Genomic DNA, 24,682 nt, shown 5'->3' on the forward strand with positions numbered 1-24,682 from the left:
AGCAAATGGAAGTTTCACGGGCGGCTGTAATAGCGCTCCAGAATTTCCATCGCCTTGTTGATCGATTGCAGTCGCGTGGTGCTGCCGCCCCGGTCCGGATGGTGCTGGCTGACCAGCTGGCGGTAGCGCAGCTTGATCAGCGCATAGTCCACCAGGCCGTCTTCCAGCTCGAAGAGGGCCAGCGCGGCGGCCTTTTCCTCGTTGCCCTGCATGCGCGTCCAGAAGCTTTCCAGCAGCTTCTCCACGTCGCGCTCGGTGGTTTCCTTCAGGTGTTTTTCATCGAGGTAATAGGCACGCAGGGCATCCTGCTCACCGAGAGCCTGCACCCCGCTTATATAAGGCGAGAGGCGGATCTGCAGCGGGCCGATCTCAAGATGCGCGGCGTTCTCTTCCCACAGCCGGTCACGCAGGCGATAGAGCGCGTTGAACACCAGGAAGTGGGTGCGGAACAGCACCAGCTTGTCGATCAGCGGAAGGTTCGGAACATGCGTGGAGTGCCGCGCCTTCAGTTGCTGGATCAGCTGGAATTCGGAGAGCCCGTCAGGCGCTTTGCGCAGCAGCTCGAGGAGCTGGTCGGCGAGGTCGAGGCTGGGGTTGAGGTCGGGAGTCATGTTGTCAGATTAGCAGTGGCCCGATAGAGGGGCTGGGGTACGCGTCGCTTTGCGCGTAGAACTGCTGGCCTGTTCTCGTTAATGGTCATGAATGGCCAAGGCTGGGCAGCACTGAGGCTGGAGAGGAGAGGGCGGGCTACGTTCTGTGCTATGCCGGCCTGTATTGGCGAGTGATTTCGACACTTTTTCGACACGTGGAAGGGGGCTACCTCGCTGGTCCTGGTGCGTTCACCTTGCCCCGGATCGTCTTCAGGACCCCGTGCGCTTCGGTCCGTTGTCGGGAAACGGTCACTTTCAGTAGGATTCCTTTGATGGAATATTCCATGGAGGTTATATTTTGTGGCGTGGGATATCGAGTACACCGACGAGTTCGGTGATTGGTGGGGTTCCCTGTCCGAGGCTGAGCAGGAGTCTCTGGCTGTGACTGTTCGCCTGCTTGAGGAGCGAGGTCCATCCTTGGGGCACCCCTACAGCAGCGGTATCAATGGCTCCCGTCATGGGCATATGAGAGAGCTACGGACTCAACATGGCGGGCGACCTTTCCGAACGCTTTACGCGTTTGATCCCAGACGCTCGGCGATACTGCTGATCGGTGGCGACAAGACTGGCGATGATCGTTGGTACGAATTGAACGTACCCATTGCCGACCGCCTCTATGACGAACACTTGCACCAGCTCCGTGAGGAGGGACTGATCGATGGCTAAGAAATTCTCCGACCTTCGGGCGCAAATGTCGCCTGAGGCACAAGCCCGCGTCGAGGCCAAGGCCCAGGAACTGCTGGCTGAAATGCCGCTGAATGAGTTGCGCCAGGCTCGGGGCTTATCGCAGAAGATGCTGTCTGAAGTGCTGCACGTGCAGCAGCCCGCTATTGCCAAGATGGAGCGGCGTACGGATATGTACATTTCCACCTTGCGCAGCCACATCGAAGCCATGGGCGGTCAGTTGGAAGTGATTGCACGTTTCCCGGATGGCGCGGTGAAGATCAGCAATTTTGGGGATATTGAAGAGGCGGGCGCCTAAGGCGAGTCGTTTCGACAGTTCTTCGGCATTCTGACGCTGTAACGAAAGAGCTCCTGAAGTTCGCTAGGAAAATCAGGGGCTTATCGTTTGCATTTGGGGCGGGGATTTGAACCCATTCTTTGACACCGCCGTTAATGGCGATTACTGGTAAAATAACCGGCTTTTCGTCTTGCCCTTCGGATTCCAGAGCACCATGGCCAGCACCCTTTCGGTCAACCAGAACAAACTGCAGAAACGCCTGCGCCGCCAGGTTGGCGAAGCGGTCACCGACTTCAACATGATCGAGGATGGCGACAAGGTGATGGTCTGCCTGTCCGGCGGCAAGGACAGCTACACCCTGCTGGACATCCTGCTGTACCTGCAGAAGGTGGCGCCGATCCAGTTCGAGATCGTCGCGGTGAACATGGACCAGAAGCAGCCCGGCTTCCCCGAGCACGTGCTGCCGGCCTATCTGGAGTCCATCGGCGTGCAATACCACATCATCGAGAAGGACACCTACTCGGTGGTGAAGGAGAAGGTCCCGGAGGGCAAGACCACCTGCTCGCTGTGTTCGCGTCTGCGCCGTGGCACCCTCTATACCTACGCCGACGAGATCGGCGCGACCAAGATGGCGCTGGGGCACCACCGCGACGACATCCTGGAAACCTTCTTCCTTAATATGTTCTACGGCGGCACCCTCAAGGCCATGCCGCCCAAGCTGCTGTCCGACGACGGCCGCAACGTGGTGATCCGCCCCTTGGCGTACTGCAACGAGAAAGACATCGAAGCCTACTCGGTGCTCAAGGAGTTCCCGATCATCCCGTGCAACCTGTGCGGTTCGCAGGAAAACCTGCAGCGCCAGGTGGTCAAGGAAATGCTGCTGGACTGGGAGCGCAAGTCGCCGGGCCGCACCGAGATCATGTTCCGCGCGCTGCAGAATGTGGTGCCGTCGCAACTGGCCGACCGCAACCTGTTCGACTTCAACAGCCTGCGCATCGACGAGACCGCCACCCCGCGCTTCCTCGATGTGATGAATCTGTAAGACCTCCGCAAGGACGCCCGATGCGCGATTACCCGTGGCTGTACGAATACTGCCTGAACCGTTTCGGCTCGGTCGAAGCCCTGGAGGCCCGTCTGCCTCAAGCCAAGTCCGCGGCCGAGCTGGCGGCGGTCAGCGATGATCGCTACCTGTCGCTGATCAGCCTGCGCATCTTCCGCGCGGGCCTCAAGCACAGCCTGGTGGATGCCAAATGGCCGGCTTTCGAGGAAGTCTTCTTCGGCTTCGATCCGGAGAAGGTCGTGCTGATGGGCGGCGAGCGCCTGGAAAACCTGATGCAGGACGCCCGGCTGATCCGCCACCTGGGCAAGCTCAAGAGCGTGCCGCGCAATGCGCAGATGGTCCTGGATATCGCCCGCGAGTACGGCAGTTTCGGCAAGCTGCTGGCGGACTGGCCGGTGACCGATATCGTTGGCTTGTGGAAACTGCTGTCAAAACGCGGCAACCAGTTGGGCGGACTATCGGCACCACGCTTCCTGCGGATGGCCGGCAAGGATACCTTCATCCCCACCGACGACATGGTCGCCGCGCTCAAGGCGCAGGAAATCATCGACAAGGCGCCCACCAGCCAGAAAGACCTGGCGCTGGTGCAGGCGGCCTTCAACCAGTGGCACGAACAGAGCGGACGGCCGCTGTGCCAGCTCTCGGTGATGCTGGCGCACACGGTCAACCACTGACGCGCGGCCCGGCCGCGGAGGAGAGCGCATGGAATCGGCCATCGAACGCACCGGCGCAGCACTTGCCCGCGCCGAACGCATTCTGGTGATCACTGGTGCCGGGCTCTCCGCCGATTCCGGCATGCCCACCTATCGGGGGCTCGGGGGCCTCTACAACGGTCGCACGGCAGAGGGACTGCCCATTGAGGCGGCGCTTTCCGGACCGATGCTGCGTGACAACCCGGCGCTGTGCTGGAAGTACCTGGCGGAACTGGGCAAGGCCTGCCTGAATGCGCAGCCCAACGCCGGCCACGACGCTATCGCCGAACTGCAACGGCTCAAGCCCGAGTGCTGGGTACTGACGCAGAATATCGATGGTTTCCACCGTCGTGCCGGCTCGCCCCCTGAGCGGCTGATCGAGATTCATGGCGAGTTGGCGCCGTTGTACTGCCAGTCGTGCGGATTGGAGTGCGCCGAGTTGGCCGGGCATCTGGACGGCCCGCTGCCGCCGAAATGCGCGCGCTGCGCAGGCGTGCTGCGCCCGCCGGTGGTGCTGTTCGAGGAGATGCTGCCGGAGGCTGCGATCGACACGCTCTACGCGCAATTGCGCAAGGGATTCGATGCCGTACTGCTGGTGGGGACCACTGCGAGCTTCCCCTACATCATCGAGCCGGTGCTGCGCACACGGGAGGCGGGAGGCTTCACCGCCGAGGTGAATCCGGGCCTGACTGACCTGAGTTCAGTGGTCGAAGAAAGAATGGTGGGTCGAGCCTTAGACATTATGCCGCGCCTGCTGAGTCACATTCCGCGATAAAAAACTTGCATTGAGCCGATTGAGCGGGCAAATTAGCCCGCTATTAAATGGAACTAATGAGACACGGTCGTGCCCATGCTTAAACGCTTCGCACCCCTCGTGCCCATGAGTTTCGTTCTGTTGCTGGCAGCTTGTGCCAGCCATTCGCCGGAATCGCAGCAAAGCCAGGCAGCCGTAGCGCCGACCAGCCGAGCCGCTTTTCTCCAGATTGACCAGAATAAGGTCACGCAGGCGGATGAGTCGCAGAACGAGGGGGCCAAAAACTATAACGGCAGTTCGACCACGCACGTATCCGACATCCTGGATCGCGCGTTCTCGCTGATCGGTACTCCGTATCGCTTCGGTGGGAAATCGGAACGAACTGGTTTCGATTGCAGCGGCTTCGTGGGCTATTTGTTCCGCGAGGAAGCAGGCATCAACCTTCCGCGCTCCACGCGTGAGTTGATCACCATGGACGTCCCGCTGGTCTCGAAAGAAGACCTGCAGCCGGGCGACCTGATCTTCTTCAACAATCGTGGTCGCGGTCGGGTGAGCCATGCCGGTATCTATATCGGTGATGGTCAGTTCATCCACTCCGCCAGCCGCCGTGGCGGTGGTGTGCGGGTGGACAGCCTGGACGAGAGCTACTGGCGCCTGAGCTACATGGAAGCCAAGCGCGTACTCGAACCGGGTTACGAGCCCAAGACGGTGACTCGCTAAACTTAAAGTATTACTTTAAGTATTGCGTTCAAGTCACTGCCGGTGCAAAGTGATGGCATTCCTTAGCAGGGATGCCATCACATGCTCGCTCCACAGCGCGTCATTCTCTTCGCTCTTCTCGCCTCCCTGGCCGCCTGCGCCAGCCGCACTCCGCCGTCGCCTCCGCCCGTGGTGAACGCGCCTTCGCTCCCTGCCTACAATTCGCAAGCGGCCGATGATGTCCTGATCCGTGCCATTGGCCTGGTTGGCACGCCGTATCGCTGGGGGGGCAACACGCCCGATGGCGGTTTCGATTGCAGCGGCCTGATCGGCTACGTCTACCGCGATGCCACCGGTCTGCAACTGCCGCGCTCCACCCGCGAGATGATTACCCTGCGCGCGCCCAGCATCGGTCGCGAATCGCTGCAGAGTGGCGATCTGGTGTTCTTCGCTACCAGCGGTGGACGTGGCGTGAGTCATGCGGGTATCTATGTCGGAGAAGGGCGCTTCGTTCATGCGCCCAGGACGGGCGGGACCGTACGCCTGGACAGCCTCGACAGCGCCTATTGGCAGAAGGCGTTCCTGGAAGCCAAGCGCGTCCTGGCCGTGCAGAGTCTCGCCCTGCATCCCTGATCTTGTCCGGGAGGGGCCATGACCACGCGCACACTGAATCTGGACGATTCCCTCTACCAGTACCTGCTCGATGTTTCCCTGCGCGACTCGCCGATCAAGGCCCGCTTGCGCGAGGAGACCGCCGCATTGCCCATGTCGCGCTGGCAGGTTGCCCCGGAGCAGGGGCAATTCCTCGCGTTGCTGGTGAAGTTAATCGGTGCCCGGCGCCTGCTCGAAGTGGGTACCTTCACCGGCTACAGCGCACTGTGCATGGCCGAGGCGCTTCCCGCTGGCGGGCACCTGCTGTGCTGCGATCTGCCTGGCGACTACAACGAGACTGCGCGTTCCTATTGGCAAGAGGCGCGCGTCGACGGCCGCATCGAGCTGCGCCTGGGGCCGGCGCTGTCCACCCTGGAGAGCCTGGTGGCTGGCGGTGAGGACGGAACGTTCGATCTGGTCTTCATCGATGCCGACAAGGCGCGCTATCCCACCTATTTCGAATACGCCCTGAAGCTGCTGCGCAGCGGCGGGCTGGTGGTCTTCGACAATGTGTTGTGGAGCGGGCGGGTGCTGGAGGTTGAACCGGAGAGCGACGACACGCGGGCCATCCAGCAGCTCAATCGGGCCTTGAAGGAAGATATCCGGATTGACTACTCGCTGGTGCCGATCGGTGACGGCATGAGTCTTTGCCGCAAGCGATGAAATTGCCGGCCTGGCCGCGCGGGGCTAGATTGCTTTGTATCGGGCCGATAGCTCAGCTGGGAGAGCGCCGCGTTCGCAATGCGGAGGTCGTGAGTTCGATCCTCATTCGGTCCACCAGAAACAAAAAGGCACGCCCAATGGCGTGCCTTTTCATTTCTACCGCGTGCCGTCAGGCGATGTCGACCAGGATGACTTCACTGTCTTCCAGGGCGGTCACCGTGACCACTGCTTCATTGGATATCGCAGCACCGTCACGGGCCTCCAGTGCCACGCCGTTGACTTCCACCTTGCCGGTCGCCGGTACCAGGTAGGCGCGGCGACCGTCGCCGAGCTCGTACTCGGCGCTCTGGCCGGCCTTGATGGTCGCGGCGACCAGGCGGCCCTCGGCGCGGATGCGCAGGGCGTCGGCGTCGTTCTCATAGCCGCTGGCCAGGGTGACGAAGCGCCCGGCGCGGTCGCCCTTCGGGAAGGGTTTGGCGCCCCAGGACGGCGTGCCGCCGCGTACCGAGGGGATGATCCAGATCTGGAAGATCTTGGTCACATCCTTCTCGAGGTTGTACTCGGAGTGCACGATGCCGGTCCCGGCGCTCATGACCTGTACGTCGCCGGCTTCGGTACGGCCCTTGTTGCCCAGGCTGTCCTGGTGGGTGATCGCGCCCTGGCGGACGTAGGTGATGATTTCCATCTCGCGGTGCGGGTGCGGCGGGAAGCCGGTGCCGGCGGCGATTTCGTCATCGTTCCAGACGCGGAGGTTGCCCCAGTCCATACGCTCGGGGTCGTAGTACTCGGCGAAGGAGAAGTGGTGCTTGGCATTGAGCCAGCCGTGGTTGGCACCGCCGAGTTGCTGGAAGGGTCTGCGTTCGATCATGGCGAAGTCCTCATGGGCACGGCCGGCGGGATCACCGGCTCGTGCGGTTCATGGGGGCTATGTTCTCTCGCAATCGATCGATATAAAAGCGCAAATATCCGAGCAAATGAATCGATTTTGTCGATTTATTTGCGGCGGGTCAGGACCCGCCCTGGGTGAGGAATTTGCTGAGGAACTGCCGAGTCCGCTCTTCCCGTGGATTGGCGAAGAGCGCCTTGGCGTCGCCCTGTTCGACGATCACGCCCTTGTCGATGAAGATCGCCCGGTTCGCCACGTCGCGGGCGAAGCTCATCTCGTGGGTGACGATGACCATGGTGCGCTTTTCCTGCGCCAGGCCACGGATGGTCGCCAGCACCTCGCCGACCAGTTCGGGGTCGAGCGCCGAGGTCGGCTCGTCGAACAGGATCACGTCCGGCTGCATCGCCAGCGCCCGTGCGATGGCGACACGTTGTTGCTGGCCGCCGGAGAGACGCTTGGGATACGAGTCCTCCTTGCCGGCCAGCCCGACCTTGGCCAGCAACTGGCGGGCGCGCTGGATGGCCTGGGCGCGCGGCTCCTTCTTCACGATCACTGGACCTTCGATCACGTTCTCCAGCGCCGTGCGGTGCGGGAACAGGTTGAAGTTCTGGAACACGAAGCCCACATGCTGGCGCAGCTTGCGGATCAGCCCCTGCTGGCCGCTGAGCGGACGCGAGGCGTCGATGCGGATCTCGCCGACCTGGATGGTGCCGCCGTTGGGCACCTCCAGCAGATTGAGGCAGCGCAGCAGGGTGGTCTTGCCGGAGCCACTGGGGCCGATGATCGCAACCACTTCGCCGGGCTCGACGGTCAGGTCGATACCCTTGAGCACCTCCTGGCCGCGGAACTGCTTGGTGAGCTGGCGTACTTCGATCATGCATCGTGCTCCTGGTCATGGCGGTTGACCCGCTCTTCCAGGCGGTTCTGCAGGTGCGACAGGATGCTGGCGAGCACCCAGTAGAGGAGCGCGGCGGCGAGGTACATGGTGAAGACCTCGAAGGTGCGCGCGGTAATGAGTTGGGCTTGGCGGAACAGTTCGGGCACCTGGATGGTGGCGGCCAACGCGGTGTCCTTCACCAGCGAGATGAAGCTGTTGCCCAGCGGCGGCAGCGCGGTACGCGCGGCCTGCGGGAGGATCACCCGGCGCAATGTCTCGGCGCGGGTCATGCCGATGCTGGCGGCGGCTTCCCATTGGCCACGGTCGATGGAGCCGATGGCGGCGCGCAGGATCTCGCAGACATAGGCGGCCATGTTCAGCGAGAAGCCGATCAGCGCCGCGGGCAGCGGGTCGAGCTCGATGCCCAGTTGCGGCAGACCGTAGTAGATCATGAAGAGCTGGACCAGCAACGGCGTGCCGCGGAAGAACGACACGTAGATGCGGGCGAGCCAGCTCAGGGCGGTGAAACCGTACAGGCGCATCAGCGCCAGTCCGAATCCCAGCAGCAGTCCGAAGAACATGCCGCCTACGCTGAGGACTACTGTGAAGACCGCGCCCTTGAGCAGGAAGGGCGCGGAATCCAGCGCAAGCTGCAGGCTTGCGTCGATCATTGGGTCACGTCAGCCTTGAACCATTTTTCCGACAGCTTTTTCAGGGTGCCGTCGGCACGCAGCTTGTCGATGGCCTTGTTCAGCGCCGCGAGCAGTTCCGGGTTGCCCTTGCGCAGGGCGATGCCGGCTTCCTGGCGAGCGAAGGGCGCGCCGGTCAGGGCCATGGCGCCATTGGTCTTGTTGACCATGTCGAAGGCGGCCAGGCGGTCCACCAGGATCACGTCGATACGGCCGCTGCGCAGGTCCTGGAACTTGGTCGGATCGTCCTCGTAGGTGCGTACGTCAGCCTGCGGAACGTGCTCCTTGAGCCACTGTTCGTAGTTGGTGCCCAGGCCGACGCCGACTTTCACCCCGGCGAGCTTCTCGGGAGTGTCGTACTTGCTTTCGTCACCCTTGCGCACCAGGGCCTGGATGCCGGAAACGGTGTAGGGCTCGGAGAAGTCGTACTTCTTCTTGCGCTCCTCGGAGATGGTCACCTGGTTGATCACCAGGTCCAGGCGCTTGGATTCCAGTGCGGCGAGGATGCCGTCCCACTTGGTCGGCTGCAGCTTGGCCTTGACGCCCAGCTCCTTGGCGATCAGGTCGGAGAAGTCCACTTCGAAGCCGGCGAGCTTGCCGTTCTCGTCCTGGAAGCTGAAGGGCGGATAGGTCCCTTCCAGACCGACGCGGACTTCGCCCTTGGCTTTGATCTGGGCGAGCTGGTCTTCGGCGGCCTGGGCCTGGCCGAACAGGCTGGCGCCAAGGGTGAGGGTCAGGCTGGCAAACAGGAAGTGACGGCGCAGTGCAGTGAAGGTCATGGTGAGCCCCGTTTTTGGTGTTTTAAGCAGGTTAGTCAACGCGTGGCGACTATAGGGTTGTAGTTGTTATTCTATAAAATAATAAAAAATTACATGCTTAGGCTTATTTGATCAAGGATCAAGTCGCCGGGTGGTAGGCGAACAGTGCCGGCGAGCCTCCGGTGTGCAGGAACAGCAGCGGCCCCTGGGCAGCAAAGCGCTGGCGGGCGACGCCATCGAGCAGGCCGGCCATGGCCTTGCCGGTGTAGACCGGGTCGAGCAGCAGCCCTTCGTGGCTGGCCAGCAGGCGCACCGCATCGAGCGTGCCGGCATTGGGCTCGCCGTAGCGCGGGGCGAAGTATTCATCCCAGAGTTCCACCTTCGGCGCCTTGGCCACGTCCTGGCCGAGCAGTTCCAGCGTGCGCTGGATCAGCCCCTCCACCTTGGGCCGCTGCGCAGCGTCGGTGCGCGAAACGGTCACGCCGATGACCGGCAGTTCCGGCAGGGCATCGGCCAGCGCCACGGCCAATCCGGCATGGGTGCCGGCGCTGCCGGAAGCCAGTACCACGGCGGCGAAACGCTGGCCGCTCTGGCGAATCTGATCGGCCAGTTCCAGCCCGGCGCGCACATAGCCCAGCGCGCCGAGGGCGTTGGAGCCGCCGATGGGCACCAGGTAGGGCTTGCGGCCTTCACGCAGCAGGCGTTCGCCGGTCTGCTGCAGCAGTTCGTCGGCGTTGTCCAGATTGGGTACCAGTTCGACCTCGGTGCCGAACAGGTCGAGCAGCAGGCGATTGCCGTTGCTCAGGTAATTGTGGTCGCCAGTGCCGATGGGATTCTCCAGCAGTGCCACGCAGCGCAGGCCCAGCTTGGCCGCGACCGCTGCGGTCTGGCGCACGTGGTTGGACTGGATTGCCCCGGCAGTTACCAGGGTGTCGGCGCCGGCGCGCAGCGCATCCGCGGCGAGGAATTCGAGCTTGCGCACCTTGTTGCCGCCCAGGGCGAAGGGCGTGGTGTCGTCGCGCTTCACGTGGATATCGCGGCCGACGTGTGCGGAAAGCCGCTCCAGCTTCTCCAGCGGTGTCGGGCTGCCGGCCAGTTCGAGTCGGGGGAAGCGGGCGAGCGATTCGCGCAGGGCATTCATGGAGGCGTCTCGGTTCAGCGGGATGAGGACGCCACGATAGAGCGCCCGGGAGCGCGCGGCAATGGACTTAATGCGGCGTTGCGGCGGGTGTCGGCATCACGAGCTCTTCACATGTTTTGTTATAAGGTTACAGGAATATAATCGCCGGCTTCATAGAGCCTTAATCTTCTAAGCTCAGGCTCGCCGGCGCGCCGCTTTCGCTCGAAAGAGGTGGGCGATCCGTTCAATCGTTGGAGCATTCATGAGAGTCGACCTGGACATCGAGGACCGCAGCCTGGAAGGGTTGCCGCGTTTCCAGCGTTCGGCGTACCAGTCGCGTCGCCTGAAGCTGCTGGCCTGGCTCTCGGGGGGGCTTGCCGCGCTGCTGTTCCTGGCGGCGATCTTCATTGGCCTGTTCACCGCCGACTCGCTCTGGCTGCCACTGCTGTGCAACAACGCCGCCGCCCTGCTGTTGCTGGCGGCGGTGAGCCAATCGGCCTGGCGCGTGGCCCACTGGCGCGCGGCGGCAATCGGGACGACGGAGACTGCCCCGGCGCCTGAAGCACCGGTCGATCTTGCCCAGCTCAGTGCCTACGACCGTCTGCTCGAGCGCATCAGTGGTTCGAGCCGGCGCCTGGCGCAGCGCATCGGTGTCGGCGCCCTCTGGTTGGCGGGCCTGGCGCTGGTCGCTCTGTTGATCGTCAAGGCCGGATGGAACCTTGCGACCCCCGCTGTTGCCGTTGGACAGGCTGGCTGGATAGTCACCGGCCTGCTGACCTTGTCGGCGTTCGGCCTGCTGGTGGCGGAGCGACACCTGAATGCCGCGAGCCAGGAAGAGTGGCCCGAAGCTCGCGCGCTGTCGCCGATGGTGCGTGCGGTCATCGCCGTGCAGTTGCTGTCCTTGCCCGGCCTGCTGTTCTCCAATGGCGAGAGTCTGTGGCCGAGCCGGATCGTGGTACTGGTCGGGCTGCTGCCGGCGTTGCTGGCGGTGGAGCTGATCCTGCGCGCGCTGCTTTCGGTCTTCAGCCCCCAGCGCCCGCGCGAGGAGCCCCGGCTGGTTGGTCAAAGCCTGGTCGCCGCGCAATTGCGCTGGCCGCCACGTCCGCTGCAATTCCTGCAGAGCGAGTTGCAGCAGCGCTTCGGCATCGACCTGCGCCAGGTCTGGGCCTTCGGTTTCATACGCCGCGCCTTCCTGCCCGTGGTGGGATTGATGCTGCTGGTGGGCTGGTTGCTCACCGGCGTCAGCGAGATCGCCATGAACGGGCGGGGTGTCTACGAACGTTTCGGCAAGCCCGTGGCGGTCTATCCGCCGGGGCTGCACGTCGGGCTGCCGTGGCCATTTGGGCGCGTGCTGCCGGTGGAGAACGGGGTGATCCATGAACTGGCGACCTCCGGCGATTCCGCCCGGGCGGACCTGCTGGTGGATGCCGAAGGCCCCGCGCCGGAGGCCGCCAACCGCCTGTGGGACGCCTCCCACGTCAGCGAGAACTCGCAAGTGATCGCCAGCGAAGCCGGCGGCCAGCAGAGTTTCCAGATCGTCAACATGGACGTGCGCTTCGTCTATCGCATCGGCTTGAGCGACAAGGCCGCTCTGGCGGCGACCTATAACAGCACCGATGTGCCGGCGCTGATCAGCAGCACCGCCAATCGCGTGCTGGTCCACGACTTCGCCGCGCGCACTCTCGACGGTGTGCTGGGCGCAGAGCGCGAAGCGCTGGCGCGGGACATCGGCAAGGCCGTACAGGCCGACCTCGACCGCCTCGACAGCGGCGTGGAAATCCTCGCCACCGTGGTCGAGGCGATCCATCCGCCGGCCGGTGCGGCCAATGCCTACCACGGCGTACAGGCGGCGCAGATCACCGCGCAGGCCTTGATTGCCCGCGAGCAGGGCAAGGCCGCCGAGCAGACCAACGCCGCCCGGCAGGCCGCCAGCGCTGCGACCGACAAGGCCTCCGCCGATGCCCGGGAAACCCTCGCCCAGGCCCAGGCGGTCGATCTGCGCTTCGGCGCCGAACGCTCCGCCTGGCAGCGTGCCGGGCAGGCCTTCCTGCTCGAACAGTATTTCAGCCAGCTGGGCCAGGGCCTGGCCGGCGCCCGCAGCCTGGTCATCGACCACCGCCTGAACGCGGACCAGGCGCCGACCCTCGATCTGCGCAGCTTCGGCGCGCCGGTCGATCCGCAGCGCGGCAAGCCCGCCAACCGTACCCAGGAGATCGCACCTTGAGTCCGACCCACGTCCACGGCGATCACCCGCACGACCACGACCACGATCATGGGCATGACCATGATCACGGCCACCATCATGAGCATCACCATGACGAGGGGCCGGCGCGCTTCCCCTGGCGCCGTACCGCGCTGGCCAGCCTGCTGGTGCTGTTCGCCGCCGCGACCGCCTGCCTGGTGCAGGTGCGCTCCGGCGAGGCGACGGTGATCACCCGCTTCGGCAATCCGGCTCGCGTCCTGCTCGAACCCGGTCTCGCCTGGCGCCTGCCGATTCCCTTCGAGGCGGCCGTGCCGGTCGACCTGCGCCTGCGCACCACCTCCAGCGGCCTGCAGGACGTCGGCACCCGCGATGGCCTGCGGATCATCGTGCAGGCCTATGTCGCCTGGCAGGTGAAACCCGACCCGGACAGCATCCAGCGCTTCATGCGCGCGGTGCAGAACCAGCCCGATGAAGCGGCCCGGCAGATTCGAACCTTCGTCGGCTCCGCGCTGGAGACCACCGCCAGCGGCTTCGACCTCTCCGATCTGGTGAACACCGATGCCGGCAAGGTGCGCATCGCCGACTTCGAACAGCGCCTACGCGAGCAGATCGAGCGCCAGTTGCTCGACACCTACGGCGTGCGGGTGGTCCAGGTGGGCGTCGAACGGCTGACGCTGCCGAAAGTCACCCTCGGCGCCACGGTCGACCGCATGCGCGCCGAGCGCGAGACCATCGCCACCCAGCGCACCGCCGAGGGCAAGCGCAAGGCCGCCGAGATCCGCTCCGCCGCCGAGCGCGACGCGCGCATCCTGCAGGCCGACGCCACGGTGAAGGCCGCCGACATCGAGGCCCAGTCGCGGGTACAGGCGGCGGACATCTACGGCAAGGCCTACAGCGGCTCGCCGGAGCTGTACAACATGCTGCGTTCGCTGGACACCCTCGGCACCCTGGTCAACTCCGGCACGCGCCTGGTGCTGCGCACCGATGCGGCTCCCTTCAAGGTGCTGGTGGACGGCCCGCCGACGCAGCCGTCCGCCAAACCGGGCAACGCGCAATGACCGAGCGGCGAGAGGAGGGCGCAAGCCCCTGGCTGCAGGCCGGGCGCCTGGCGTTCCTGGCGCTGTACGGCGTGACCCTGCTGGCGGCGCTTGGCTGGGCGCTGTCCAACGTCCGCCAGATCGGACCGGAAAGCCGTGCCGTGGTCCTGCGCATGGGGGCGCTGGAACGCATCCAGAACGCCGGTTTGCTGCTGGCCTGGCCGCGTCCGTTCGAACAGGTGGTGATCCTGCCGTCTGCCGACCGGGTGATCGAGCGCCGGGTGGAGACCCTGCTGCGTTCGGGGCTGGCGCAGAAGTCAGATCTGGATGGCAGCCTCGCCAACGATGCCACCGCGGGCTCCGGCTATCTGCTTACCGGCGATGCCGGTGTGGTGCAGCTGGATGTGCGGGTGTTCTACAAGGTCACCTCGCCGTACGATTTCGTGCTCCAGGGCGATCACGTGCTGCCGGCGCTGGATCGCCTGGTGGCGCGCAACGCCGTGGCGGTGTGTGCATCCCGCGACCTGGACACCATCCTGGTCGCCCGCCCCGAGCTGATCGGCGCCGACAGCAGCGTCGCCGAACGCCGCGAGCGGTTGCGCGGCGACCTGCAGCAGGGCATCAATCGCAGCCTGGCCGCGCTGGTGTCGGCCGGCAATGGGCTGGGTATCGAGATCGAGCGGGTTGACGTGCAGTCCTCCTTGCCGCGCGAGGCGGTGAGCGCCTTCAACGCCGTGCTGACCGCCAGCCAGCAGGCGGAGCAGGGTGTGGCCGCGGCACAGAACGACGCTGCTCGCCAGCTCCAGGCCGCCAACCAGGCCGCCGACCGTACCTTGCAGGTCGCCCATGCCCAGGCCAGCGAGCGCCTGGCCCGCTCCCAGGCGGATACCGCCACCATCACCAGCCTGGCGCAAACCCAGCAACAGCATGCCGACCCCGGGCTGCTGCTGCGCCTTTACCGCGAGCGCGTGCCGGGCATCCTGTCCCGCGCCGGCTCGGTGACCACTGTCGATCCGCGTGATTCCGGACACCTGATCCTGGAAGGCCCGCAGCCGTGAGCAGGCTTATCGCCGGAGGCTGTGAATCAATGTGCGGACAGCCTCGTGGCGAACCGCTACGCTCGCAACACAAGCCCGGCATCTTCGTCCGGGCGGATAACGACAACCAGGAACACCAGGGGCGGGACATCCAATGACATCAGCCGGACTTCACACCACCGATAGAACCCGACGCTCGTTGCGGCGCCTGGCCCTGCAGTGCCTGGGCGCGCTGGCGCTGGTGCTGGGCTGCAGCCTTCCGGCGCAGGCCGACCGGGTCCTGCCGCCGGGCATGATGCTGGCGTTCGTCGACTACGCGCAGTTCCCGATGATCACGCTGAAACGCCCCCGGCCCAGCCTGCTCAAGCAGATCCTCACCCTTGGGCTGTACCGCAAGAACATCACCTATCCGGTGGCGGCGTCCGTGCGCATCCGCGACGAGAACAACCACTTCGTCGTGAATGGAATGATGCCGCTGCTCAAGGGCAAGGTCGTCGCCGTCAAACCCGGCCTCGACAAGCAGATCAACCAGATCTGGGTACTGACCGAAGCGGAAGCCAACGAGTACGCGACCCGGCCGGGGACCCTGTTCCCACCCCTCAACTAATAAAGCAGGCACCTTCGCGGTATGAGCGTTCACCACCATCACGGCCATGCGCACCACGGCCACTCCCATGGCCACCTTACCGGTGGAATGCTCACCCGCGACGAGCAGCGCAGCGCGGCGCGCCAGCTCAGCCTGGCGATGATCGCCCTCGGCCTGCTGGTGCTGGGCCTGCTCTGGCGCTGGTTCGCCCCGCAGCAGGAAGGCGTGGCGCAGATGCTCCTGGGCGTTGCCTCGCTGCTGGTGGCGGTGCCCGTGCTGCGCTCGGGCTGGTACAGCCTGCGGCATCCCAGCCTGCACGGCATCACCGATCAGCTCATCGCCCTGGCCATGCTGGGCGCCTGGGCCACCGGCGACCTGATGACCGCCGCGCTGTTGCCGATCATCATGATCTTCGGCCACGTGCTGGAGGAACGCAGCGTGATCGGCTCGCAGGAGGCCATCGAGGCGCTGGGTCGCCTGACCCGCAGCCAGGCCCGGCTGATCGCCGCCGATGGCAGCGTTCGCGAAGTGGACAACGGCGAACTGCGCGCCGGCGACCAGGTGGAAGTCCGCGCCGGCGACCGCGTGCCCGCCGACGGCCGTGTGCTGGAAGGCCAGGCCAGCCTGGATACCGCGCCGATCACCGGTGAGTCGGTGCCGCTGGAAGCGGGCGTCGGCATGGAGGTCTACGGCGGCGCGATCAACCTCGACGGCCTGCTGCGCATCGAAGTGACCCGTACCGGCGATGCATCCACCCTCGGCAAGGTCATCGCCCTGATGCAGCGCGCCGAACAGTCCAAGCCACCCATCACGCGCCTGCTGGAGCGCTACGCCGGGCGCTACATGGTGCTGGTGCTGCTGATCGCCGCCGTCACCTGGTTCATCACCAACGACCCACAGGCCATGCTCGCCGTGCTGGTCGCCGCCTGCCCCTGCGCCCTGGTGCTGTCGGCGCCGGCCACCGCCATCGCCGGGATCGCCGTCGCCGCCCGCCACGGCATCCTGATTCGCAGTTCGGCCTTCCTTGAGGAACTGGCCGACCTGACCTCGCTGGTGATCGACAAGACCGGCACCCTGACCTACGGCGCGCTGCGCCTGCAGGCGGTACGCCCGGAGGCCGGTGAACGTCGCGATGACATCGAGCGGTTGGCCGCCAGCCTTGGCGCCGCCAGCAGCCACCCGGTCAGCCGTGCACTGGCTTCGCTGGCGCCGCACGATGCGCATCACCCGCTGGCCGATATCCACGAGCGGCAAGGCCTAGGTGTGGTTGCCAAGACGGAGCAGGGCGAGGCCGCCCTCGGCCGACCGGAGCTGTTCGCTCGCCTGGGAATCTCGACACCGGCGGTGCCGGACCACGACGGCCCCATTGCCGGGCTGTCCCTCGGCGGTCGTTTCCGCGCCTGGCTGCTGCTGGCCGACAGCGTGCGCCCGGAGGCTACTCACGCCGTGGCCGACCTGCGGGAATTGGGGATCGGCCGGCAACTGCTGCTCACCGGAGACCGCCAGAGCGTGGCCGATTCGCTGGCCCGCGAAGTGGGCATCGACAGCGTGGTGGCCCAGGCGCTGCCGGAAGACAAGCTCACCCGGGTCAACGAGGAAATCCGCAAGGGCTTCCGCCCGCTGGTGGTGGGCGATGGCATCAACGATTCGCTGGCGCTCAAGGCCGGCGTGGTCGGTGTGGCGATGGGCGCCGGTGGGGCGGATATCGCCCTGGCTTCGGCGGACATCGTGCTGATCGGCAGCGATCTTCGTCGATTGGGGACCTGCGTGCGCCTGAGTCGTCAGTGCCGCAGCACCCTGCAGGTCAACGTGCTTATCGGCCTGGGCTGGACCCTGGCCATCGTCGCCGCCGCCGCTTTCGGCCTGCTGGGCGCCGCCGGCGCAATGATCGCGGCCATCCTGCACAACCTCAGCACCCTGCTGGTATTGGGCAATGCCGGCCGCCTGCTGCGCTTCGACGAAGCCCTCGGCCAGCCGGGCGCTCGTCTTGCCGAGGTGCCGGCATGAGCCGCAGGCCGGCGAGATCGGCTATCATGTGTGCCGTTCCAATCTCTTGCAGAACCTTTTACCCATGACTTCCTCTCAGCAGCCGCCCCGCGACGACAGCGCGGAAAACGCTCAAGACTCCACCACCCTGTCCCTGACTGAGCTCGCCAAGGCTGCCCTGGCGGCACAGAAGCAGGCGAGCACTGCTTATCAGCACCGCAAGGCGCGCGACAAGGCGGAATACCGCCCGCCGCATCCGCGCGGTTCTCGCCGCTCGATGGGCAAGCGCTGAGACGGCATTCAGCTTTTGGACTCTCCGACAACATCGGAGGGTCCGCTGGCTGAACTGCGTCGCTGAATCTGGGTCGAATCCCCACCGCCAGCCACCGGCGGTCGTTCGAATCACCAGCCCGCTTTCGCGAAACCGTCAGGGAATGACGGACGCGCCACCCACAGGCGCATCGCGTAGCAAGGAGATGCCATGAAATACCTGCTCCCCGTACTGTCCCTGCTGGCCCTGGGTGGCTGCATCACCATGACCGGCAACTACGAACTCAGCGCCCACGACGAAGCGGGCAATGCCCTGGGCAAGGGCAAGTTCCTCGCCCACGGCAGCGGCATCTACACCGTGCGCAATTCCCTCTGCTCGGTGTACCCCAAGGCCATCGTGACGATCCACGACGTGGATAACGACCAGGAGCTGGAGGGCGAGAGCCCCTACCATTGCCACAAGTGAAGGCGCGGCCTGCTCCCGGTAGGCGAAACCTGTGATGAAGGCCCGCTAGCTCGGGCCGGGATCATTGGCCGGGCTTGGCTGGCTGCGCGATCTTCTGCGCCTGCCCCTGCTGCAACGTCCACTCCACCACCTGCGCGGCGAGCTGGTCGCTGGCTTTGCCGAAGGCGCTGACCACTTCCGCGACCTGTTTGCCGTCCACCGGCTGGCGGACCTCGAAGCTGCGCGAGGCAACGATGCGCTGGCCGAGGGTGCGCACCAGGCGCGCTTCGTAGCGGATGTGTACGACCGGTTTGCCGCCCTGGTACTCGCTCTGGAAGGCGCGCAGTTCGCCGGTGAGGTCGAGGTCGGCCTGCAGGCTGGATTCGTCGCTGCTCAGGGCGTGGATGCTGCCGTTGGCGGTGAAGGCGTCGAGCAGGCGGTCGCGCAGCAGTCCGGGGGCGCGGTTGGCCCAACGTGCCCCTTGGTAGCTGCTGATCTGGTTGCCTTGGGGGATCACCGCGATGCGGTTGCTGTCCAGCGCGAGGCTCGCGCTGGGCGCGCTGACCCGCAGCGACCAGTCCAGCGTGGCGCTGCTGTGTGTCGGCTGCTGGGCCGCCGGCAGCAGGTAGAAGTCCGGGGTTTCCGCTTCCGGGAGGATCGAGCAGGCGCTGAGCAGTCCGAGCAGGGCGGCGACGCCGAGCAGGCGGGGTAGGGCGGTCATGGCTGGAACTCCTTGTTGCGTTCGCGGCCGAGCAGGTAGCCGGCGGGGTTTTCCTGCAGGCGGCGGGTGACGCCGCGCAGGTCCTCCAGGGTGGAGCGCAGCTCGCGCACCGCCGGGCCGATTTCGCCCAGTCCATTGAGGCCGCCGTTCACCGAGTCGTAGTTGTTGTTGAGCAATTGCTCGACCCGCTCGCTGCTGGCGCGCAGAGCGGCCAGGGTCTTCTGGGTGTCGTCGAGGATGGCCGGGCCACGGCTGCCGAGAGTCTGGTTGGCGCGTTCAAGCAGTGCGCTGGCGTTGGCCAGGGTGATGCGTGCCTGCTCGCTGGCGGCGGCCAGCTGCTTGACGGTCTGGCGGATGTCGTCGCGCTGTTCGGCAATCACGCTGGTGGCCTGGTCGATGTGATCGAGGGTTCGGCTGATGTGGTCGACGTTTTCCTGGGAGAACAGGCGGCTTGTGTTGGTGAGCAGGTTGTTGATGTTTTCGGCAATGTCTCCGCCATTGGCCAGGAACTTGGCCAATGGCGAAGGGATGGTCTTGATCACCGGGATGCTGCCGTCCTTGCTCACCAGTGGCGGGCTGTTCTGGGCGGTGCTGGAGAGCTGGATGATGGCCTGGCCGGTGACGCCGGTGAGTGCCAGCTTGGCGCGGGTGTCTTCGCGGATCGGCGTGCTTTCGTAGACGCGGATGCGCGCACTGACCTTGCTCGGGTCGTTCGGGTCCAGGCGCAGGGACACCACGTCGCCCACGCGGATGCCGCTGTACTGCACGGAGCCGCCTTCGGAGAGGCCGCTCACCGCTTCGTTGAAGATCACGTCGTAGTACTTGAACTTCTGGTCGTTGCTCGACTGCGCCAGCCACAGGGCGAATAGCAGCGCGCCAATCGAGACGAGCAGGGTGAACAGGCCGATCAGCACGTGATGGGCACGGGTTTCCATTCAGCTTTCCTCCCGCAGGTGCTCGGTGGCCTGCAGCGCGGCGCGGCCCCGGGGGCCGTGGAAGTAGTCCTGCACCCACGCGTCGTTGGTCTCGGCTACCTGTTCCAGCGGCCCCACCACCAGCACGCGCTTCTGCGAGAGCACGGCGACTCGGTCGCAGATGGTGTAGAGGGTGTCCAAGTCGTGGGTGACCAGGAACACGGTGAGGCCGAAGGCGTCGCGCAGGGTCAGGATGAGTTGGTCGAAGGCCGCCGCGCCAATGGGGTCGAGGCCGGCGGTGGGTTCGTCGAGGAACAGGATGTCCGGATCCAGCGCCAGGGCGCGGGCCAGGGCGGCGCGCTTGACCATGCCGCCGGAGAGTTCGGCCGGGTACTTGGCACCGGCGTCCGGCGGCAGGCCGGCCAGCGATATCTTCACCTTGGCCATGAACTCGGCATCGCTGCGCGACAAGCCGGCGTGCTCGATCAGCGGCAGGCAGATGTTCTCGCTGACGGTCAGCGAGGAGAACAGCGCGCCGTTCTGGAACAGCACGCCGAAGCGGCGTTCCAGCTTCGAGCGTTTCGGCGGCGGCAGCTCCAGCAGGTTCTGGCCGAAGACTTCCACGCGGCCTTCGCTGGGCTGGCGCAGGCCGATGATGCTGCGCAACAGCACGGACTTGCCGGTACCCGAGCCGCCGACCACGCCGAGGATTTCGCCCTTCATCACGTCGAGGTCGAGGTGCTCGTGCACGGCATGGCTGTCGAAGCGGTTGGCCAGGTCGCGGACGACGATGATCGGTTCGCTCACCAGCCCATCTCCATGAAGAACAGGGCGAACACCGCATCCAGCAGGATCACCACGAAGATCGACTGGACCACGCTGGAGGTGGTGTGCTCGCCCACCGACTGCGCGCTGCCGCTGACGCGGAAGCCTTCCAGGCAGCCGATCACGGCAATGAGGAAGGCGAACACCGGGGCTTTGACGATGCCGACCAGGAAGTGCTGCACGGCGATGTCGTTCTGCAGCATGTAGAGGAACATGCGCGGCGAGATGTCCAGGCTCAGGGCGCAGACCACGCCGCCGCCGAAGATGCCGGACATCATGGCCAGGAAGGTCAGCAGCGGCAGGGTGAACAGCAGGGCGAGCACCCGTGGCAGCACCAGCAGCTCGACCGGGTCCATGCCCTGGGCCTGGATCGCGTCGATCTCCTGATTGGCCTTCATCGAGCCGATCTGCGCGGTGAAGGCGCTGGCGGTGCGGCCGGCGAGGAGGATGGCGGTGAGCAGCACGCCGAACTCGCGGAGGAAGGCGAAGCCGACCAGGTCGACGGTGTAGATCGCCGCGCCGAACTTCTTCAGCACCGTGGCGCCGAGGAAGGCCACCACCGCGCCGACCATGAAGGTGAGCAGGGCGACGATGGGCACGGCGTCCAGGCCGGTCTGCTCCATGTGCGCGGCCAGCGAGGTGAGCCGCCAGCGGCGCGGGCGCAGCAGCGTGCGTGCCAGGGTCTGCAGGGTCAGGCCGATGAAGCCGAGCATGCCGACCACATGGCCGCGCACGGCGATGGTGGCGATGCCGATGCGTTCGAGGATGTCGACGATGGCATTGCCCGGCGGCGGCTTGCGTTCGTCCAGCCGGCACTGGGTGATGGCGCCGCCCACGGCGCGCAGCAGCGCCAGGCGCTCGGCGGGCAGGTTGTGGGTGATCTGTTCGAGCTGGCCCATGCGCGCGCCGCCGATGACGTCGGCGAGCAGCGCCGCACCGGCGGTATCCAGGGCGCCCAGGCCGCTGAAGTCCAGCTCGGCGGGTTGGTCGCCGTGGCGTACGTTGGCGACCTGGGATTCCAGGCTACTGAAATGCGCCAGCGTCCAGTCGCCGCTGACGCGCATCAGCGATGGGCTGGATTGGGGATCGAGCTGGAGCTGGCCGGGCTGTGCAGTCGTCGTCATGTCTCGCATTCTAGCGAGTTTCTGCCGTGCCTCCACTGGACTTGTGTTTCTCCTTTTGGGCGCTCTGGATCGGGCCTTGGCGACGGCCGCGACAGTCTGTTCAATTGACGCCCCAGGCCGCGAGCCTCTAAGCTGCGCGCCTGCTTCAGGTGCCCCCGGCGTGAGTCGGGGGTGAAACAGGGAAGCCGGTGAATTCGGACCTCAGGGTTCGACCATTCCGGCGCTGCCCCCGCAACGGTAAGCGAGCATCGAGCCGCATTTCGCCACTGTGCCATCGGCATGGGAAGGCGCGGTTTCCGGAGCCTGTCACGGCCCCACTCGCAAGCCCGGAGACCGGCCTGCTGCACGCCATGGCATCGCGGGAGGCGCTGCCGATCGCTCCGGCCGGCCTGTGCTGCCGGGGCGTTCCCGTCCTCCGCCTGCCCTTTCGGGTCAGAGCCGCGCGGGTGAGAGCGGCGGAGTGAGTTCACGTGAAGCATTACCTCTATTGGCCGACGGCGCTGGCGCTGGGCGGCTTCTCCTGTATCGGCCTGGCGGCCGGTGAAACGCCGCTGGCGCTCGACGACCAGCTGGTGACGGCCACCCGCACCGAACAACCCGCCGGGCAGAGCCTCGCCTCGGTGAGCGTGCTGGACCGTGCCGATATCGAACGCGTCCAGGCACAGTCGGTGCCCGACTTGCTGCGGCGCCTGCCGGGCATCTCCCTGAGCAGCAACGGCGGCCCCGGCAAGGCCACCAATCTCTACATGCGCGGTAGCGAATCCGACCATGTGCTGGTGCTGATCGATGGCGTCAAGGCCGGTTCGGTGTCCTCCGGCGGTGCGTCGCTGCAGGACCTGCCGGTGGAGCTGGTCGAGCGCATCGAAGTGGTGCGCGGGCCGCGCTCCAGCCTGTATGGCTCCGAGGCCATCGGCGGGGTAATCCAGATCTTCACCCGCCAGGCTGTGGAGCAGGGCTTCAAGCCCTGGGCCTACGCTGGCGCGGGCAGCCAGAGCACCTACGAAGGCAGCGCCGGAGCCTCGGCCGGCAATGGGCGCGGCTGGTTTGCCCTCGGCGTGTCGAGCCTGGACACCGCCGGCATCGATGCCAAGGCCAACGGCGCCAACGGCCACGAGCCGGACAGCGACGGCTACCGCAACCTCTCGGGTTCCCTGCGTGCGGGCTACCGTTTCGACAGCGGCCTGGAGCTGGACGGCAGCCTGTTGCAGACCGACTTCCACAATGACTTCGACACGGTGAACAGCCGCCGCACCCAGGGCTTCGATGCCTACAACGATGGCGTGCAGCGGGTGATCGGCGGCCGTGCGCGCTTCGTCCCACTGGAGCCCTGGCGGGTAAGCCTGTCCGCCGGGCGCAGCGAGGACGACTCCGACGCCTATCAGGACGGCGCCTTCTACTCGCGCTTCGACAGCCGCCGCGACACCGCGTCCTGGCAGAACGACCTGGACCTCGCCCCAGGCCAGACCCTGACCCTGGGCTACGACTGGCAGCAGGACGAGCTGAGCAGCTCCACCGACTACGCGGTGACCTCCCGCGACAACCGCGGCACCTTCGCCCAGTACCTGGGCAGCGTAGGGCGCCATGACTGGCAACTGAGCCTGCGCCACGACGACAACCAGCAGTTCGGCAGCCGCAACACCGGCAACCTCGCCTGGGGCTATGCGCTGACCGACGCCGTGCGCGCTTTCGCCAGCTACGGCACGGCCTTCAAGGCGCCGACCTTCAACGAACTCTATTACCCCGGCTACGGCAACCCCGACCTGGACGCGGAAACCTCGCGCAGCCTGGAAGTTGGCGTGGATGGTCGCCACGATTGGGGGCATTGGGCGGTGAACCTGTACCGCACCATGATCGACGACCTGATCGCCTACGACTCGGCTTTGCGCGCTCCGGACAACATCGACCAGGCGCGCATACGCGGCATCGAATTGCAATTGGGCAGCCAGTGGCACGACTGGGTGTGGAACGCCAATGCCAGCCTGCTCGACCCGGAAAGCCGTGCCAGCGGCAGCCGTGGCAACGACCTGCCGCGCCGTGCCCGGCAATTGTTCAACCTGGACCTCGGCCGGCGCTTCGACGCGCTGAGCCTGGGCGCCAGCCTGCATGCCGAGGGCCATCGCTACGACGACCTGGCCAACCGCAATCGCCTGGGCGGTTTCGCTACGCTGGACCTGCGCGGCGAATACCAACTGAACCCGGAATGGCGCCTGCAAGCTCGCCTGAGCAACCTGTTCGACGCCGACTACCAGACCACCCTGGGCTATGAACAGCCCGGCCGCGCCGTACTCTTCGGCGTGCGCTACCAGGCCCTTTGAGAGGAGAGAGACCGATGAGCGAATCCCCGGAAAAGGACGAACGCCACCGTTCGCGCATGCAGCGCAAGAAATCCGTGATCGACGAGAAGATCGCCCAGGCCCAGGGCGAACGTGGCGTGTTCCTGGTCAACAGCGGCAACGGCAAGGGCAAGAGCAGCTCGGCCTTCGGCATGGTCGCCCGCGCCTTGGGCCACGGCATGAAAGTGGGCGTGGTGCAGTTCATCAAGGGCGCCGCCACCACCGGTGAGGAAGCCTTCTTCCGGCGCTTCCCCGAAGAAGTCAGCTACCACGTGATGGGCGAGGGCTTCACCTGGGAGACCCAGGACCGCCAGCGCGACATCGCCAAGGCTCGCGAGGCCTGGGAGGTCGCCCGCCAGTTGCTGAGCGATCCGCAGGTCGGCCTGGTGGTGCTGGACGAGGTGAACATCGCCCTCAAGCACGGCTACCTGGAGCTGGATGCCGTGCTGGCCGACATCGCGGCCCGCCCGCCGATGCAGCATGTGGTCGCCACTGGGCGCGGCGTGCTGCCGGCGATGGTCGAGGCGGCCGATACCGTGACCGAGATGGGCCTGGTGAAGCATGCCTTCAAGGCCGGCATCAAGGCGCAGAAAGGGGTGGAGTTCTGATGTTCGTGGCTTGCCCTCACCCCAGCCCTCTCCCAAGGGGAGAGGGGGCAGTTGGGTGCTTCATGCATCAACGGTTTGAGTTGATCAACCACTGTGCTGCCGTGTCGTCCGTCCAAAGTGCTGGCCGGCGAGC

At 65.7% G+C, this 24,682-nt stretch carries 27 protein-coding genes, 1 tRNA gene and 1 riboswitch; of the genes, 18 read left to right on the forward strand and 10 right to left on the reverse strand.

Going from position 1 to position 24,682, the window contains the following annotated elements; all coding sequences use genetic code 11:
• Positions 1–14: 14 nt before the first annotated feature.
• The gene (locus ACQ5BL_RS01305) at positions 15–611 is read right to left on the reverse strand and encodes a DNA-J related domain-containing protein (RefSeq protein ID WP_243805809.1); all 597 of its coding nucleotides are present in this window, start codon (positions 609–611) and stop codon (positions 15–17) included.
• 339 nt (positions 612–950) lie between these two features.
• Between ACQ5BL_RS01305 and ACQ5BL_RS01310 the strand changes: the two genes are divergently transcribed.
• The 9 genes from ACQ5BL_RS01310 (at position 951) to ACQ5BL_RS01350 (ending at position 6,247) form a co-directional block, all read left to right on the forward strand.
• The gene (locus ACQ5BL_RS01310; RefSeq protein ID WP_243805807.1) at positions 951–1,316 is read left to right on the forward strand and encodes a type II toxin-antitoxin system RelE/ParE family toxin; all 366 of its coding nucleotides are present in this window, start codon (positions 951–953) and stop codon (positions 1,314–1,316) included.
• Complete coding sequence (locus ACQ5BL_RS01315) at positions 1,309–1,632, forward strand: XRE family transcriptional regulator (protein ID WP_033940084.1); 324 nt, start codon at positions 1,309–1,311, stop codon at positions 1,630–1,632. Before ACQ5BL_RS01310 ends, ACQ5BL_RS01315 begins: the two co-directional genes overlap by 8 nt.
• Positions 1,633–1,825: 193 nt before the next feature.
• Positions 1,826–2,653: a tRNA 2-thiocytidine(32) synthetase TtcA gene (gene ttcA, locus ACQ5BL_RS01320; RefSeq protein WP_243805805.1), complete on the forward strand. Its 828-nt coding sequence runs from the start codon at positions 1,826–1,828 to the stop codon at positions 2,651–2,653.
• A 20-nt stretch (positions 2,654–2,673) separates the two neighbouring features.
• The gene (locus ACQ5BL_RS01325; RefSeq protein ID WP_243805803.1) at positions 2,674–3,345 is read left to right on the forward strand and encodes a DNA-3-methyladenine glycosylase I; all 672 of its coding nucleotides are present in this window, start codon (positions 2,674–2,676) and stop codon (positions 3,343–3,345) included.
• Between the two features lie 28 nt (positions 3,346–3,373).
• The gene (locus ACQ5BL_RS01330; RefSeq protein WP_243805801.1) at positions 3,374–4,138 is read left to right on the forward strand and encodes an NAD-dependent deacylase; all 765 of its coding nucleotides are present in this window, start codon (positions 3,374–3,376) and stop codon (positions 4,136–4,138) included.
• 69 nt (positions 4,139–4,207) lie between these two features.
• The gene (locus tag ACQ5BL_RS01335) at positions 4,208–4,837 is read left to right on the forward strand and encodes a C40 family peptidase (RefSeq protein WP_430292763.1); all 630 of its coding nucleotides are present in this window, start codon (positions 4,208–4,210) and stop codon (positions 4,835–4,837) included.
• An 81-nt stretch (positions 4,838–4,918) separates the two neighbouring features.
• Complete coding sequence (locus ACQ5BL_RS01340) at positions 4,919–5,449, forward strand: C40 family peptidase (RefSeq protein ID WP_207885093.1); 531 nt, start codon at positions 4,919–4,921, stop codon at positions 5,447–5,449.
• Positions 5,450–5,467: 18 nt separating this feature from the next.
• On the forward strand, positions 5,468–6,130 hold the full coding sequence (locus ACQ5BL_RS01345) for a class I SAM-dependent methyltransferase (RefSeq protein ID WP_243805800.1): 663 nt from the start codon (positions 5,468–5,470) through the stop codon (positions 6,128–6,130).
• A gap of 41 nt (positions 6,131–6,171) precedes the next feature.
• Positions 6,172–6,247, forward strand: a tRNA-Ala gene (locus ACQ5BL_RS01350).
• Between the two features lie 52 nt (positions 6,248–6,299).
• Here ACQ5BL_RS01350 and ACQ5BL_RS01355 read toward each other — a convergent pair.
• From ACQ5BL_RS01355 to ACQ5BL_RS01375, 5 genes are all read right to left on the reverse strand, one after another.
• Positions 6,300–6,998 (reverse strand): pirin family protein, encoded by a 699-nt coding sequence (locus ACQ5BL_RS01355; protein WP_243805798.1) that lies wholly within the window; start codon positions 6,996–6,998, stop codon positions 6,300–6,302.
• 139 nt (positions 6,999–7,137) lie between these two features.
• A complete protein-coding gene (gene tcyN / locus ACQ5BL_RS01360) occupies positions 7,138–7,893 on the reverse strand; it encodes an L-cystine ABC transporter ATP-binding protein TcyN (RefSeq protein ID WP_243805796.1) in 756 nt (251 codons plus the stop codon).
• Positions 7,890–8,564 carry a cystine ABC transporter permease gene (gene tcyL / locus ACQ5BL_RS01365; RefSeq protein WP_279577251.1) on the reverse strand — a complete coding sequence of 225 codons (675 nt, stop codon included), beginning with the start codon at positions 8,562–8,564 and terminating at the stop codon, positions 7,890–7,892. Before tcyL ends, tcyN begins: the two co-directional genes overlap by 4 nt.
• Positions 8,561–9,361, reverse strand: a complete 801-nt coding sequence (gene tcyJ, locus ACQ5BL_RS01370; protein WP_243805794.1) for a cystine ABC transporter substrate-binding protein — start codon at positions 9,359–9,361, stop codon at positions 8,561–8,563. Before tcyJ ends, tcyL begins: the two co-directional genes overlap by 4 nt.
• Before the next feature lie 118 nt (positions 9,362–9,479).
• Positions 9,480–10,481 (reverse strand): D-cysteine desulfhydrase, encoded by a 1,002-nt coding sequence (locus ACQ5BL_RS01375; RefSeq protein WP_243805792.1) that lies wholly within the window; start codon positions 10,479–10,481, stop codon positions 9,480–9,482.
• A 241-nt stretch (positions 10,482–10,722) separates the two neighbouring features.
• Here ACQ5BL_RS01375 and hflK (ACQ5BL_RS01380) point away from each other — a divergent pair, with 241 nt between their 5' ends.
• From hflK (ACQ5BL_RS01380) to ACQ5BL_RS01410, 7 genes are all read left to right on the forward strand, one after another.
• Positions 10,723–12,684: a protease modulator HflK gene (hflK, locus tag ACQ5BL_RS01380; protein ID WP_243805790.1), complete on the forward strand. Its 1,962-nt coding sequence runs from the start codon at positions 10,723–10,725 to the stop codon at positions 12,682–12,684.
• Positions 12,681–13,721, forward strand: a complete 1,041-nt coding sequence (gene hflC / locus ACQ5BL_RS01385) for a protease modulator HflC (RefSeq protein ID WP_430292764.1) — start codon at positions 12,681–12,683, stop codon at positions 13,719–13,721. The genes hflK (ACQ5BL_RS01380) and hflC overlap by 4 nt, the downstream gene beginning before the upstream one ends.
• The gene (gene hflK / locus ACQ5BL_RS01390) at positions 13,718–14,758 is read left to right on the forward strand and encodes a protease modulator HflK (RefSeq protein WP_207885080.1); all 1,041 of its coding nucleotides are present in this window, start codon (positions 13,718–13,720) and stop codon (positions 14,756–14,758) included. Before hflC ends, hflK (ACQ5BL_RS01390) begins: the two co-directional genes overlap by 4 nt.
• 133 nt (positions 14,759–14,891) lie before the next feature.
• On the forward strand, positions 14,892–15,344 hold the full coding sequence (locus ACQ5BL_RS01395; RefSeq protein WP_243805786.1) for a hypothetical protein: 453 nt from the start codon (positions 14,892–14,894) through the stop codon (positions 15,342–15,344).
• 21 nt (positions 15,345–15,365) lie between these two features.
• Positions 15,366–17,330, forward strand: a complete 1,965-nt coding sequence (locus ACQ5BL_RS01400) for a heavy metal translocating P-type ATPase (protein WP_243805785.1) — start codon at positions 15,366–15,368, stop codon at positions 17,328–17,330.
• A 64-nt stretch (positions 17,331–17,394) separates the two neighbouring features.
• Positions 17,395–17,601 (forward strand): hypothetical protein, encoded by a 207-nt coding sequence (locus ACQ5BL_RS01405; protein ID WP_243805784.1) that lies wholly within the window; start codon positions 17,395–17,397, stop codon positions 17,599–17,601.
• A gap of 189 nt (positions 17,602–17,790) precedes the next feature.
• A complete protein-coding gene (locus ACQ5BL_RS01410) occupies positions 17,791–18,045 on the forward strand; it encodes a hypothetical protein (RefSeq protein WP_207885077.1) in 255 nt (84 codons plus the stop codon).
• 61 nt (positions 18,046–18,106) lie between these two features.
• Here the strand turns inward: ACQ5BL_RS01410 and ACQ5BL_RS01415 are convergent, their stop codons facing one another.
• From ACQ5BL_RS01415 to ACQ5BL_RS01430, 4 genes are read right to left on the reverse strand one after another with little or no spacing between them, the layout of a single operon-like run.
• Positions 18,107–18,745 (reverse strand): ABC-type transport auxiliary lipoprotein family protein, encoded by a 639-nt coding sequence (locus ACQ5BL_RS01415; RefSeq protein ID WP_243805783.1) that lies wholly within the window; start codon positions 18,743–18,745, stop codon positions 18,107–18,109.
• On the reverse strand, positions 18,742–19,680 hold the full coding sequence (locus ACQ5BL_RS01420) for an MlaD family protein (protein WP_207885075.1): 939 nt from the start codon (positions 19,678–19,680) through the stop codon (positions 18,742–18,744). The genes ACQ5BL_RS01415 and ACQ5BL_RS01420 overlap by 4 nt, the downstream gene beginning before the upstream one ends.
• Positions 19,681–20,466 carry an ABC transporter ATP-binding protein gene (locus tag ACQ5BL_RS01425; RefSeq protein WP_430292765.1) on the reverse strand — a complete coding sequence of 262 codons (786 nt, stop codon included), beginning with the start codon at positions 20,464–20,466 and terminating at the stop codon, positions 19,681–19,683. It abuts the gene before it with no gap.
• Positions 20,463–21,608 carry an ABC transporter permease gene (locus ACQ5BL_RS01430; protein ID WP_243805781.1) on the reverse strand — a complete coding sequence of 382 codons (1,146 nt, stop codon included), beginning with the start codon at positions 21,606–21,608 and terminating at the stop codon, positions 20,463–20,465. Before ACQ5BL_RS01430 ends, ACQ5BL_RS01425 begins: the two co-directional genes overlap by 4 nt.
• A 130-nt stretch (positions 21,609–21,738) precedes the next feature.
• Positions 21,739–21,964: riboswitch (cobalamin riboswitch) on the forward strand.
• 114 nt (positions 21,965–22,078) lie between these two features.
• Between ACQ5BL_RS01430 and btuB the strand changes: the two genes are divergently transcribed.
• A complete protein-coding gene (btuB, locus tag ACQ5BL_RS01435) occupies positions 22,079–23,923 on the forward strand; it encodes a TonB-dependent vitamin B12 receptor (protein WP_243805779.1) in 1,845 nt (614 codons plus the stop codon).
• 14 nt (positions 23,924–23,937) lie between these two features.
• A complete protein-coding gene (gene cobO, locus ACQ5BL_RS01440) occupies positions 23,938–24,549 on the forward strand; it encodes a cob(I)yrinic acid a,c-diamide adenosyltransferase (protein ID WP_243805777.1) in 612 nt (203 codons plus the stop codon).
• Positions 24,550–24,682: the final 133 nt, after the last annotated feature.

Source organism: Pseudomonas sp. B1-22, assembly GCF_050474425.1.
Classification (GTDB): Bacteria; Pseudomonadota; Gammaproteobacteria; order Pseudomonadales; family Pseudomonadaceae; genus Pseudomonas.